The organism is Reticulibacter mediterranei (assembly GCF_016587455.1).
This window is the reverse complement of sequence record NZ_BNJK01000001.1, coordinates 1-13,344: the sequence shown is the minus strand read 5'-3', so window position 1 is coordinate 13,344 and position 13,344 is coordinate 1. Positions and strand designations below refer to the sequence as shown.

Below are 13,344 nucleotides of genomic sequence, written 5' to 3'. Positions count from 1 at the left end.
AGTATGAAACCAGGGATTCACAAAAACTTCTCCGATCTTGCTCTTTGTGAATGTCGCTGGAGAGGACTTCAGCCCTCGTTTTGTGACCTCTTGCTGCTTTCGAGCGAGAGCAGGGGTAAGCTCAAATGACCAATCTTTTTGAGCACTCCATGAAGTGCTGAATGATCCCTGAGGGCTCCGATCAGCAATGATGTACCGTCTCTCTCATGCTTGATCTGTAATCCCTCTAGCCACTCCTGCCACGATGGGTCCAGATGCCCTTCGATGCGGATTGAAACGTACATCTGTCGTCTCCCCTCTCGCACAGGTGTGTTGGATGTTCTCTACTGCTACGAGTATAGCCAGCGGCCGCGCAAGTAACATCACCTGTGTTCGTGAAAGACAGGTGATTGATGATTTGCCTGAAGGCGCGCAATAGATGTCGGTTTCGCGCCGGGTATTCCGCCGGTGGTTTGCATGCGCCGGTCTCTTCGCGATCCAGCAGGAGCGCCCTTTTGCGTCCAGCTCGGTGTGTGATATACTCCAACAATGTTGGGAGGTACGGTGTATCATTGGGAAGAACAAGAAAGACATGGAGCGAAGCAGATGCCCAGATTGCCTCTTCACGTCCTCACCTGGTCGGCGGAGCAGGATTACTATAAGCTCACTACAGGAGAGCAAGCCATGCAGCATTTTCATCCAGCAGATGATGCTGCATGGCAGAGCTGGCTTGGCTCGATCTCCTCCTTTACCTTTCATGGGAGATGTGGCGACCTCAATGTCTATCAAGAGAACCGTTCCAGGGGAGGCGCGTACTGGTATGCCTATCATACGGTTGGTAGGCGCACCCACAAGCGCTATCTCGGGCGCACAGCCAGAGTCACTACCGCTCGTTTAGAAGAAGAGGCCCGTATATTAAGAGCCGGAGGTGAAGCCGGAGCTCGCCCTTCACCTGTCCCTCCTGCACAGGCGCCAATCGCGCCTCCTCTGCCATCGGAGGTGTTACTCTCTACCAAGCTCTCTGTCCCCCGACTACCGCCAGGTCTGGTAGAGCGGCCTCGCTTGCTCCGTGACCTGAATATCGTCTCCCTGTATCGTTTGACGTTGATCTCAGCCTCGGCTGGTAGCGGGAAGACCACGTTGCTTGCGGCCTGGGCTGCTGACTGTGCGCGACGGGCAGACGAGGGGGAAGAAGCCTCCCTTGCCTGGCTCTCCCTGGACGCGCTGGACAATGAGCCGCCCCGCTTTTGGGCTTCAGTCATCGCGGCCCTTCGTACCTGTCTGCCCACGATTGGGCGGGAGGCACTGGAGCTGCTGCACTCCCAGGATTCGCCTCCACTCTCGGCCATCCTTGCACTCCTGCTCAATGAGTTGGTGAAGGTGGACAGAGATATGGTCCTTATCCTGGATGACTACCATGTCATCGAGGATCTGGCTATCCACGAGTCACTGATCTTCTTGCTTGATCATCTGCCAGACACTCTGCACCTGGTGCTCTCAACACGTACTGATCCCGAACTTCCCCTTTCCCGATTGCGTGTCCGTTCGCAGATGGTCGAGATACGCGAGGGGGATCTCCGCTTTACCGAGCAGGAGACGGCCTCCTTTCTCCTGCAAAGGATGGGCCTCTCTCTTTCAGAAGAAACCGTGGCGATCCTGCAACAACGAACAGAGGGATGGGTCGCGGGCCTGCAACTGGCGGCGCTCTCTTTGCACAAACGGGATGATCTCAATACCTTTGTCCAGGACTTTGCGGGCTCCCACCGCTTTGTACTGGACTATGTCCAGCAGGATATTCTCGCACGGTTGCCGCTTCCGCTCCAGCACTTTTTGCTCCAAACATCGATCTTAACGCGCATGAATGCGGCCTTATGCCAGGCAGTGACCTCCGGGTCGGGTGAACTTGCAAGCCAGAAGATGCTAGAGGAACTGGAGAGAGCCAACCTCTTTGTCGTGCCACTGGACGCGAAGCAGCAGTGGTATCGCTACCATGATCTCTTTCGCGAGGCCCTGCGCACTCGTTTGCACGTGAGCCAGCCTGAACTGGTTCCGGGGCTACACCAGCGTGCAGCACGTTGGTACGAGGCTCAAGGTGAGATGCGGGAGGCCATTGTCCACGCAATAACTGCATCTGATTATCCATACGTGGCCCTTCTTCTGGAAAGAGAAGCCCGACACTTCTGGCTGCGTGGTGAGGCGCAAATTGTCCACAACTGGCTACAGGAGTTGCCAGATGCGATCCTCTGGAAACATGCACGCCTGACTCTCAATACCGAGCTACATTTGCTCAACGTTGCCCACGAGAGCACCGAAGCGGCATATGCCAGAACCCAGGCCCAGGTAGAACGGACACTTACCCGTATGGAGGCGGGACTGCATAGAAAACCGGAGTTGGGGATCACAGAGGCACAGGCGGCATTAATTGAACGGCGTATGCGCCTGCTGCTGGCATTAATCGAGTTGAAAGTACTCGTCAAACATGATGACATAGAGCATCAGCAGCTACTTGCTCAAGAAACAGAGAAGCTCCCTCAGGACGAGGAGGTAATCTGGAATATGATTTCGCACTCTATCTCCTTCTGGGTGATCATCTCAGCCGAGGGGGATGGAGCCTCTCTACTCCCACGTCTTCGCGAGATCAAGCAGCAGGCGACTCAGGAAGGTGATTTCCTGGCGACGGTACGTGTGATGCTCTGGCTGGCTATGGCGTCTATCCAGGCCGGGCAACTGCGCCAGGCTGAGCAGGAATGTCGACAGGCGCTGACGCTCATAAAGCAGAGCAATGGACATACACACATAGAAGGATACCTACATCACACCCTCTTCAACGTCTACTACGCGTGGAATAAGCTTGAGGAGGCAGCGGAAGAGGTGAGCTGTTTAAGACACATCGCGCTGCAATGGCAGCAGATGGATCTCCCGATCATAGAGCAAGTCTATTCAGCACAGATCGCGCTAGCCAGGGGAGACCTCTCGGGTGCCGATGAGGCCCTGCAGAAGGGGGAGGCGCTGATTCAGCAGGAGAAATACACCTACTATGCTCCCTGGGTAAGTACTCTTCGTATCCAATGGTGGCTGGCGCAGAAGAACTACTCCTTGGCCTCGCAGTGGGCCGCACAGGCCGCCTTCGCCACCGACGCGTGGAACCCATCACGCAAGTCAGAGTTCCTGGTGTGGGTACGCGTCCTGCTCGCGCTCCAACAGTATTCAGAGGCTGTCCAGATGTTGCAACGCTTCAAAGAGCACCTTGACCATCCAGGCAGGAGGTTTCTCGCTATTGAGTTCCTGGGCCTATACGTAGTGGCCCTCCACCAGAGTGGGGAGAAAGAGCAAGCAGCGCACGCTGCTGTACGTCTGCTCGCGTTGACGGAGCCGGAGGGATATATCCGTGTGTACCTGGATGCTGGCCCTGTACTAAAACAGGTTCTGCAAACGCTGCTCTCTACCGCTCCACGCGAGGGAGCAGATGCGACGGTGGGGGCCTTTTCCAGATCCTACGTTTCACGACTGCTCGCAATCTTCGATCAGGAGGAGCGGCGGATGCCTCGTCCCGTTCCCTCCATAGACGCGCCTTCAGACCATCAGCAAAAGCGCCTGTCCTACGCTCCTCAGGCTGAAGAAAATGCCCTTTTGATGGAGCCCCTCTCTCTCCAGGAACGCAAAGTGCTACCCCTGCTCGTCGCTGGACACACCTACGCTGAGATTGCAGAGACCCTCGTTGTCTCCCTTAACACGGTAAAGACCCAGGTGGGCAGTATTTATCGCAAGTTGGGAGTGAGCCGACGTGCCGAGGCTATTTCGGTGGTGACACGTGCCCAACTTCTCTAGCACAGCGGGCGACCCACAGGGATCGTTGTAAATTACAGAATTCCGTGTCGTAATTTCTTGATAATTGCGTGTCGTATCGGGTATACTCGGAGGGAGATCGTCGTCTCGGCTTGCACTAAGGATCGGAAGGCTCTTGCTTATGGCCACGTCTTCACTTCCATTGACATCTCTTTCGGAAGCACAACGAGCACAGGCACAAGAACGCTTTCTGATCATCCGCCCCGCTTTGGACAAGGAGATCACGCAAGCGGAGATAGCACGTACTCATCAGATCTCTGCACGGACGATCCAACGCTGGATCAAGAACTATCGAAAAAAGGGTCTTGCAGGTCTCGCAGACACAAAGACTCGTTCCGATAAAGGCAAATCGCGCCGCTTGCCTGCCAATGCAATCACCTTGATTGAGGGATTAGCTCTGCAAACTCCCCCCACGGTCAGCAGCCTCGATTCATCGGCAAGTCAGTGCCATCGCCATCGAGCAAGGATGGAAACCACCAAGCTATGCTCGCGTACGCCAGATCATCAAGGACATTGATCCTGCTCTTGTCACCTATGCTCACCAAGGAGCAGCAGCCTATCGAGAGGAGTTTGATTTACTCTATCGACGAGAAGCCACCCACGCGAACGCTATGTGGCAGGCGGATCATACGACGCTCGACGTGTGTCTCCTAGATGAGGCAGGCAAACCGGCCAAACCGTACCTTACCGCCATTGAAGACGATTACAGCCGGATGATCGTCGGATACCGACTCAGCTTCCAGACAGCGACAGCGCTCACCACCGCGTTAACTCTTCGTCAAGCCATCTGGCGAAAAGAAGATCCGCGCTGGTCATCCTATGGCATCCCCAGCGTCTTTTACACTGATCACGGATCTGATTTCGCTAGCAAGCATATGGAACAGGTCGCAGTAGATATCCAGATGGAGTTAGTCCTTTCTGAAAAAGGTGTTCCTCGTGGGCGAGGCAAAGTCGAGCGTTTCTTTCGCAGCGTGGATCAGTTATTTTTGCAAGATATTCCTGGCTATTCTCCAAAGGGATATCCAGATGCCGAGGCAGTGCTCACGCTGCCAGCCTTTGAGCAACGCTTTCGGACCTGGCTGCTCTCTGACTTTCATCACCGGGTCCATAGCGAAACAGGAGAGGAGCCCAAGCAACGATGGGAAAAGGGCGGCTTTGTCCCTCGGATGCCTCCGTCTCTAGAGAGCCTCGACCTCCTGCTGCTCACGGTGGCGAAGATACGCAAAGTGCAGCAAGATGGCATTCATTTCCAAAACTATCGGTATATGGACTCCACCCTGGCGTCCTTTGTGAAGGAAGAGGTTTTGATACGGTATGATCCTGCCGATATGGGTGAAGTGCATGTGTTCTACCAGGACCGTTTCCTCTGCCGTGCGGCCTACGCTGAACGAAGCTCCCGAAAAGTCACCTTAAAAGAGATCGAAAAGGCCAGATCGGAGCGCCGCAAGCAGGTTCGAAGCGAGCTCTCTACACGCGAGGCACTCGTCAATCAGTATGTTGAGATCCATCATCCCCCGCCACCCGCACCAAAAACGATGGTAATGGAGCCCGCGCCAGTCGAAACGCGGCCAAAGCTCAAGAGGTATATCAATGACTGATCAGGATGGAGAGTCTGCTCACCGTTTTGTGACAACAAAAAGCTATCGTCGCTTTGGGGAAATGTGCGATGCTTGTCGGAGATCCCGTGTCGTCGGCCTGGGTTATGGCCCCCAGGCACGGGAAAAACCGAGTCCGCCAAGCAGTACGCGCGATGGAGACTCTTCAAACCCTTCTTACCGGAGTCCTTGAGACGCGCAGATGAAGCCGTTGCCTGGACCTTTGGAAGAACCGTGCAGGATCATCAGCCAATACAGGAAAGTTCATACCGTTAGGGATCTATTCAGATGAATGGGAGACAAAGATAACGATGCAGCCGAGTAATATGGTGGTGACCTCTCCAATAGTGAGCGCTCTGATGAAGACATAGGAAAAGAGGCTACTTCTATTGCACGTTCTATCCTATCGTCAAAAAAAACACGTATGGGCCAACAGCGAAGGCAAAACACCATCAGGAGGAACGAGTATGGCGAAGCGAGAACATGTTGAACGGATCAAGCGGGGTGTGGTCCAGTGGAATGCGTGGCGCAAACAATTGAAAGACACCAATGTTGATCTGAGCGGGGAGGAGACAACCAAGCACAAAGGGGAGACCATGAAGACCTGTCACTGTGGCACCTGTCGTTGGTGCGAGGCGAAGCGCAAAGTACTCGTTCTAGGAGAAAGACGCAATTGGGACCCTTTTCCGATTTCGCCATGTTCCTCTAGTGCGAAAGAAAAGCCGCATTGGATTACTTTTACAGAGACGCATCCAGAGGAAGAACTGTGGGATGTGGTGTGGCGAGACGAACAAGAGAGGCAAGCGGTCTCTGCATAAGGGAAGCAAACGTGAAGCGTCTGCTGGACACCGACCGATATGATGGGTGACACATTTTGAAAGTATCCATTGCAATAAAATAAGAGGACCACTTGAGCTTGCATTTACAAGCAGGCATACTATGATTTGGGTTGTGCCCTCCCTTGTAGATGGGCATGCATAACTTTGAAAAGGCGTCGGTAAGCGGAGCGACGTTAAATCCCTGCTTCCCTCGCCATTCCAAGCCAGTTTCTTTTGATGTGTCGCTCTACTGAAAGAAAACAGTATTTTCAATGGAGGAACTGTAAATTTGGGAATGAAGTTGGTGGATGATGAAGAATGTTGACAATGAAACTGGCGAGCATGCGGTCAGCATGAATGAGCCTACAGAGAGGGCCCTTCAAGCAAGGACCAGTGGTTGCAAAAATTTTGTGTGTTCTTGCCCGTTTTACCACCAGCTTCATTGCCAAGATTCAGCCAGAATCCACCAGTTTCATTCCCAAATTTACACCCCGCGCAGCGTAGATGCGTGTGTAGGGGGTTCTGAGTCGTTCTCTGGTGAAACGACAGCAGGGTTTAGACCCCTGCCAAGCGTGCAACGACGGGGGACAGTTCATCCATCTGAGTGAGAGGGACGACAAAATAATTTATCCCATAGTGCTCACGAAGGGTATACAGCCGCTCAATGATCTGCTCTACCGTTCCTATCAACACGTAAGGAGTGCTCAAAAGCAGTTCTGGATCGACCTGTATCCCTTGCGCTTTTGCGATGGCCTGAGCGGCGGAAATGCGATCCGACGTCACGGCTACACCCGCCATCTGGAGATTGAGTTCCAATTGGGGGAAGTGTTCTCCAGCCGCCTCGCGCACCCAGGCAAGTTTTTCTTGTAATGCTGCCTCTGTTGAGTCAGTGATGTCTGGTCCAGCCTCTCCCATTCTCGGAATAAAGCTGACAATGTCAGCCACACGTCCGGCCAACGAGAGGAGACGTTTTCCACCACCACCAATAAGAATGGGAGGATGAGGGCGTTGAAGTGGCTGAGGCGTGCCCTGCAAATTCGCAATCGTATAGTGGGCCCCGGAGAAGGTCACACTCTCTTCTGTCCAGAGAGCTTTGATCACCTGTACCCCCTCTTCCAGGCGGCGAATGCGTACGCCAGGAGCATCAAAGGGGATGCCGACTTGCTCGTATTCCGAGCGCAACCACCCTGCTCCTATCCCCATCTCGAAGCGCCCATTGGAAAGCAGATCGAGGGTCGCAGCCTCCTTCGCAAGGAGCGCCGGGTGTCGGAAGTCGTTATCCAGTACGATCGTGCCTATGCGAAGCGTTTGCGTCGCGTCTGCCACTGCCATGAGGGCGATCAGCGGAGACAGGGGCACTGGAAAATGGTCTGAAGCGGAAAATGTACTATACCCAAGTTCTTCCGCACGACGAGCTTTGTTGACCCACTCCTCGCGCGAGGTTGCATGATTATCAAAGTTGGAATTGAGACCGAAACGAAAAGAACGCGTTGTTGCCATGATCTTTTTTCTCCTGTTTTTTTATTTCTGTTGGTGGAATAAGTCCAAATCTACCTTAATTTTAGGTAGGTTGGCAGAACAAAAAAAGAGCCTACCTTCGCCGCATGCCATCCAGTAAGATATCCAACATGTCTTGGACAAGCACACGATTCGGTTCCTTGACCACCTTCAAGAACTGTTCTCTCTGCTCCCCATCTACGTATTTGGTCACAAGTTGATCTGCTAATGCTGGCACATCGGGGTGATCCCGGTCGAGAATCTCGGCCTCTCCATACGCCGCCACATAGCCTGGACCCTCATCGACGATCAGCGAGATCGACGGATCACGCTTGATATTGGTATATTTAGCACGATCTGTCGTGATGCTGAAATAAAAATCCTCGCCATCCCACAAATACCAGACTGGCGTTACATGAGGTCCACCAGAACGGCGATTAACGGCAGCATAGCATTATTGCGCTGCGCAAGTAGGTCTTGCAACTCTTGAGGCACCATGATGTATTCTCCTTGATTATTGTTCTCTCGTATTTCAGCGGCTCGTTGCGAACCGCTACTTACTGTAACTAACAGTATTACAGTTTAGCAGCTAACTGTAAGAAAATCAAGTACAGTTTCTTGAAAAGTCAGCGAGAGAGATCACAGCAAAGGATCAGTGATCGACGGTGGCACGTTTCATTAGCGACGCAATGGTGTGGTTGCTGAGGGTTTGCAGGAGGCTCTGCTCGGCTTCGGCGGCGACCTCATCTAAGGCCAACTGGAGCGGCTCGTTCTCTCCCTGGGGACAGGCTGTTTCGTCGTGAGGCTCAGCAGCTTTAACGGCCAGATAAACCTCGGCCAGCGTGATGCATTCGGCAGGTCGCGCAAGATAATACCCGCCATCGCGCCCCTCACGGGCAAGCACAATATTAGCCTGCCCAAGCTGTGCCATGACGCGGCGCAAAAAGACCGCGTGGGCATTGAGATCGCGCGCCATCACAACGCTTGAGCAGATATCACCCGTCTCGGCAAGGATCACCAACCCCCGCACGGCTACTCTGAACCATCCAGAAATGGGCGTACCCCTGGATTTCATAGCCGAATTTATCGCCGAATTCATACGAACACCTCCACGTTAATTGTAACCGAAACGAGTGCAGTTTGACAATAGAGCAGGCTTTACTGCTGCTTGCGCCCCTTCAACAGCGCAACATCGGTATTGAACTGTTTGAGATGCCCATCATCGCCTGTGGTCACAGCAAAATACCGTTGAGCTTCCTCGCTGCATTGAACTTATAGAACGAACAACCGGTCTCCTCGTAAAAGGCGCCATCGCAGAAGGCTAAAGACCCAACAGGCTCCAAGTAAAGCATGACAGTCTCAAGAGGTTAGCCCTGTGTGCCATCTGAAAAGAGGGGTGGTTGTATGACCAGAATGTGGCCTCTGCGCCGTCGGCGGCGAGACTTTGGCTCATCACGAATGATCACAAACCATTCGACTTCTCCAGGTTGCCATAATTCTAATTGTGTAGACTGGTAACGATGATCGTAGAGTCGAGGATAACCCACACGAGTAAAGTGGCGATCATCAGGTGCCCACTCCACCGAGTATCGTGAGAGCCGCTCCTGGTTGTAGTCCAATGTCAGCACATCTTGAAAGATATCAACCTGGACCGTTTCCCCGGCCAGGTTCCGCTCACCATAAAGCAAGAAGTTTCTGAAACGTGCGTAGCCAGCTTTGTTCAATCGTCGTGTCTCACACATGGCAGAGAAGGCCATGTACACCAGCTCCGGCTCTGGTTGTACCCCCTTGATCCATTGCAGGACAGCAGCAGGACTATGGCATCCGTCGTCGCGCTTTTCATGCGCGAGGTGCTTTTGGAAATTATAATCTTTCATCCATTTATCGTGTGCGGAAGTCAAATCTTCCCATGTTTGTGCTTTTTCAAAGCTCCAATCCGCCATACGCCTTTGTACACCGAACGCTGCCTCAATGTAATTTTGATAGGGTCTTCCCTTCTTGATCTCCTTTTTCTCGATTCCAAGCTGTTCACACATCCAGCGCGTATTATGAGAGGTAAAGATGGTGCCGTTGTCTGAAACAAGCACCTCTGGCACACCGAAATGGCGTATCGCATCATACATGACCGCAAAGAAAGCCTCGTTATCTTGCTTGCGAGAAATGGCAGAAGCAAGAATGGAGCGTGAAAAATTCTCCAAAACGCTAATGCAGTAAACCATGCCTCCACCAAGACGATGCATATCAAGATAGCGAATGTCCACTGACCAATACTGATGCCTCCGCTCGGCTCTAAATGGCATATCAGCCTTTGGGCGTGGCTTGCGCGGTACCTGGAGATGATACAATTTTCTGTTGATCGAAAGATAGCGCCCACACGTGCTCCGCGAGAGTTTGATGCCCATCTGCTCTAATGCTGCACTGACGCGATACGCGCCAATGTCAGGATTTTCTGACAACTTTTTGATTTCCTGAATGGTTGAGATATCAACTTTCCTCGGCTGTTTGCGGGCATGTGATTTGTCGGGCATCCCTGCGAACTGTTCTTCAGCAAAGCGCCTGAGAATGGCGTGGACGGTCTTTCTACTCACATCCAGATACTCAGCGATGGATTTGGCATTCCACCCGTCTACATGTAATCGGATAATGATTCGCCGCCGTACCCCTCCATCCTCGATTTCTGAGTAGCGTGGATAGCGGCGCTCTGTGGTTGTAGGTTTGGGACCAGATGCTATTATAAGCTTAATAGTCGCAGGGGCAGGTTTCCGATTGAACTTCACAAAGCAGATTGTTGCAATCTCATGAGGATGGAAGGATGGATATTGAGCGTGCAGATCAATGATTTCCTGCCGGATATCGGGAGGGAGTGAACGCCTATCTACTTTCGGGACTGGCGGCGGTGGTTCTGCTGGCAACAGAGATGCCATACCAGCCTGATCAAAGAGATTTGCACGATAGTATATGGTTCGAGGTGAGACGCCTGTTTCTGCGCCCCGCTCCTTTGGCGTTTGCCCCCAAAGTACTACGGGGCGAATGACTTCGTAATTAAACTGCGCCGTATCCTTGAGTAGAGGGTTGATCTGTTGCCAATCATGCGTAGGTTCGCGGCGCTCATACCGTCGTTTGGGCATAGAGATCCCTCATTGAATGCCAATACTTTACCTCTCCCTGAAGAGTATATTACACGAATTCTCTTGCCCAAACAAGACAAGCTCTATTTTTATCGCAATGGATACTTTCAAAATGTGTCACCCATCATATCGGTCGGTGTCGTCTGCTGAGTGAGAAGGGGTGCAACAGCTTTGCAAGAAAGAGGTGCGAGGAGTAGCCCGTGCTGGAGTATTCGGCAGGGCTTTTTTTATGGCTGCAATTGGCCCCAAGGGGGAGCGTGAGCAGGGAGACGACGCCGGATCGAGGCGCGCAACCAGCGTCTCCCTCGTCAAAGTAATTCTTCTCACATCAAGAGGAAACGATGAAGGTCTGGACAGTTCAACCCGAATGGATCTGGCACCAACTGCAATGGGATGGTGTCCTCTCCGGTCCTCAGGCCAGCGAGATTGAGGGAGCGGAGTTCCTCACAGCCTATGACTGGATCGTGGCTCAGATGGAGCAATGCCTTGGGCCGCCTCCACAAGCGGGTCGATATCCGTTGTGGGTCTGGCACCAATGGCAGAACGCGAAGCAACGTCGGCCCGATCTCCAGCACGCAGGACATATGACCCGTGGGATGCGTGGAGTTCGTCTCGAATGTGACATCGACGAGCGGGATCTTCTTCTCTCTCGTTTCGACATGTGGCATGCGGTGCTCAACAACGGGTATCTTTCCGTGGACGAGGAAGATCACACTGCGTTTGATGCCGCTTGTGAATCACGTGGATGTGATGAAGCGGTGTCTCAATTTCGGAAGCGGATCACCTCCAGTTGGGAACGTGTCTTTGACCTGGATCGCGTCTTCCCTGACCAGTGGTATGCTCCTCGCGCTGACAGCGGCATCCAAGGAACGTTCTGGGTGCTGCACCTTGAGCAAGTGTATACGGTCAAGACCTTCACGAGCCGCTGAAGCCAGAGAATGGAGAAAATGAAGAACATCTCTATCTCTGTATTCGACATATCAATATTTAAGAATGCGAAATTATTTTCTTTAATAGAAAATTCATCATCTTTCGATAAGAACATCTTGGTATCTTCAAACAAGAGGAGGAGATGGAGTGGCGTCAATGGCGAAAAGAGCATGTTACTATTGAACTTAATCTTATTGACGCCGACCTTATCAATACCAATCTCTACTGCACCAATTCAGTAGAGCCAATATCAGCCACGTTGAAACGAACGCCATTCTCGCTCATTTGCCTATGAAGCGTTGAGTGATATCGATGCCCTTGGTAAATATGGCGAAACGTGAGATCACCTGTAGGATCTTGTATTATGGAATTGCTTGTTGCGGAAGAATGACGAATCTCCGCTATATCCATCACGCGGTCAATCCACCAGTTGGAGGAGAGAGGCCCTCTCTCGATACCGAACCTGCATACATTGACCTGGTGACGTTTGAGTTGCCAGGCAACGTTCATAGCTACACACTTCGCTTTCATCTCGAGAGATGGTCTGATTATTATTTAGACCGGAGAGTACATACATCAACGCTGAAACGTGCTGATGGCGTGATCTTCGTCGTCGATTCACAAGCAAGGAAACTGCAAGACAATATCGCATGCTGGAACGAATTACAGGAACTCCTCGGCTGCCTGAAGAAGGATGTCGCAAAGGTTCCGCTGGTCATGCATGGAATAAGCGCGACCTGCTAGATGTACTTCCGGTTTCTGTCCTGGAGGAATGCCTCAATCCTTATCAAGTTCCTAGCTATGAAGCAGTTGCCCTGACAGGTAAAGGGGTGATCGAGTGTTTGCGGGCCGGTATCAATGCCACCTTACTAAGTCTCGGCAGAGAAGAAAGATGACAAGGTTGATCGTACTCCACAATCGCATGCATCGACTGCTCCGTGAGGCGACTTGACAAGGGGCAAAATCGACCATTTTCTGGGTCTCGAAACCGTCCGCAGCCTGTTGAAAAAGTCATTCATGGATGAGCATATCCAATTGTAGCACGGCCTATTGCGCTCAAGATGTGCACTTAAAAGATGAAAAGGTGAGTATCTGGACTTTTTCAACAGGCTGGTCCGTTTTCTGGCACACGACCTCTTCCCCTTCCGCTCAGCCTCGCACGCATGGTTGACCTGTGCCAAAAGTCGTGGCAAAATCAAAATGTCAAAACTACCACCCTTTCATGAGTAAAAGACACAACCAGCAAAGGCAAGAGAGCAGTATGAAGATTGGGTATATACGAGTCTCCAAACACGAGCAAAATGAAGCATTACAGAGAGATGCTTTGAAAGAAGCACAGTGTGAGAAGTATTTCAGTGATAAGATGACCGGGGCGAACTTTGAGCGTAAGGGACTGGAGGAACTCCTGGCCTTTGTGCGACCAGGTGATACTGTGGTCGTCTGGAGGCTCGACCGACTGCGACGCTCGCTGAAAGATCTTATTGAGATCCTGAACCTGCTCAAAGATCGAGAAGTGGATTTTGCGAGCATCACCGAGAAGATCGACACGGC

12 protein-coding genes and 1 pseudogene are annotated in these 13,344 nt (G+C 52.2%); 8 read left to right on the top strand and 5 right to left on the bottom strand.

The annotated features are described in order from the left end of the window. Positions 1-68 precede the first annotated feature (68 nt). Positions 69-284, bottom strand: a complete 216-nt coding sequence (locus K3T83_RS00065) for a DUF8691 family protein (protein ID WP_220200982.1) — start codon at positions 282-284, stop codon at positions 69-71. 301 nt (positions 285-585) lie between these two features. Between K3T83_RS00065 and K3T83_RS00060 the strand changes: the two genes are divergently transcribed. The 4 genes from K3T83_RS00060 to K3T83_RS00045 all read left to right on the top strand — a co-directional run bounded on the left by K3T83_RS00060 (position 586) and on the right by K3T83_RS00045 (position 6,238). After that, a complete protein-coding gene (locus K3T83_RS00060) occupies positions 586-3,807 on the top strand; it encodes a DUF6788 family protein (protein ID WP_220200981.1) in 3,222 nt (1,073 codons plus the stop codon). A gap of 139 nt (positions 3,808-3,946) precedes the next feature. Beyond that, entirely contained in the window at positions 3,947-4,342 is a 396-nt protein-coding gene (locus tag K3T83_RS00055) for a helix-turn-helix domain containing protein (protein ID WP_220200980.1), read from the top strand. Then, entirely contained in the window at positions 4,254-5,423 is a 1,170-nt protein-coding gene (locus K3T83_RS00050; RefSeq protein WP_308441704.1) for a TnsB C-terminal domain-containing protein, read from the top strand. Before K3T83_RS00055 ends, K3T83_RS00050 begins: the two co-directional genes overlap by 89 nt. Positions 5,424-5,887: 464 nt before the next feature. Next, positions 5,888-6,238, top strand: a complete 351-nt coding sequence (locus K3T83_RS00045) for a hypothetical protein (RefSeq protein WP_220200978.1) — start codon at positions 5,888-5,890, stop codon at positions 6,236-6,238. A gap of 555 nt (positions 6,239-6,793) precedes the next feature. Here the strand turns inward: K3T83_RS00045 and K3T83_RS00040 are convergent. The 3 genes and pseudogenes from K3T83_RS00040 to K3T83_RS00030 all read right to left on the bottom strand — a co-directional run bounded on the left by K3T83_RS00040 (position 6,794) and on the right by K3T83_RS00030 (position 8,834). Continuing rightward, positions 6,794-7,738, bottom strand: coding sequence for a TIGR03621 family F420-dependent LLM class oxidoreductase (locus K3T83_RS00040; protein ID WP_220200977.1), 945 nt, complete (start codon positions 7,736-7,738; stop codon positions 6,794-6,796). A gap of 91 nt (positions 7,739-7,829) precedes the next feature. Beyond that, positions 7,830-8,165, bottom strand: a pseudogene (locus tag K3T83_RS00035) (pyridoxamine 5'-phosphate oxidase family protein); the annotation flags it as partial. 222 nt (positions 8,166-8,387) lie between these two features. Then, positions 8,388-8,834, bottom strand: a complete 447-nt coding sequence (locus K3T83_RS00030; protein ID WP_220200976.1) for an RrF2 family transcriptional regulator — start codon at positions 8,832-8,834, stop codon at positions 8,388-8,390. A 41-nt stretch (positions 8,835-8,875) separates the two neighbouring features. Between K3T83_RS00030 and K3T83_RS00025 the strand changes: the two genes are divergently transcribed. Next, positions 8,876-9,013, top strand: coding sequence for a hypothetical protein (locus K3T83_RS00025; protein WP_220200975.1), 138 nt, complete (start codon positions 8,876-8,878; stop codon positions 9,011-9,013). An 89-nt stretch (positions 9,014-9,102) separates the two neighbouring features. Here the strand turns inward: K3T83_RS00025 and K3T83_RS00020 are convergent, their stop codons facing one another. After that, complete coding sequence (locus tag K3T83_RS00020) at positions 9,103-10,863, bottom strand: DDE-type integrase/transposase/recombinase (protein WP_220200974.1); 1,761 nt, start codon at positions 10,861-10,863, stop codon at positions 9,103-9,105. 341 nt (positions 10,864-11,204) lie between these two features. On the opposite strand from K3T83_RS00020, the gene K3T83_RS00015 reads away from it, so the two are divergent. The 3 genes from K3T83_RS00015 to K3T83_RS00005 all read left to right on the top strand — a co-directional run. Next, entirely contained in the window at positions 11,205-11,792 is a 588-nt protein-coding gene (locus K3T83_RS00015; protein ID WP_220200973.1) for a DUF3841 domain-containing protein, read from the top strand. Between the two features lie 388 nt (positions 11,793-12,180). Further along, complete coding sequence (locus K3T83_RS00010) at positions 12,181-12,537, top strand: hypothetical protein (RefSeq protein WP_220200972.1); 357 nt, start codon at positions 12,181-12,183, stop codon at positions 12,535-12,537. Positions 12,538-13,054: 517 nt separating this feature from the next. Beyond that, a partial coding sequence (locus K3T83_RS00005) for a recombinase family protein (RefSeq protein ID WP_220200971.1) occupies positions 13,055-13,344 on the top strand: 290 nt, incomplete at its 3' end.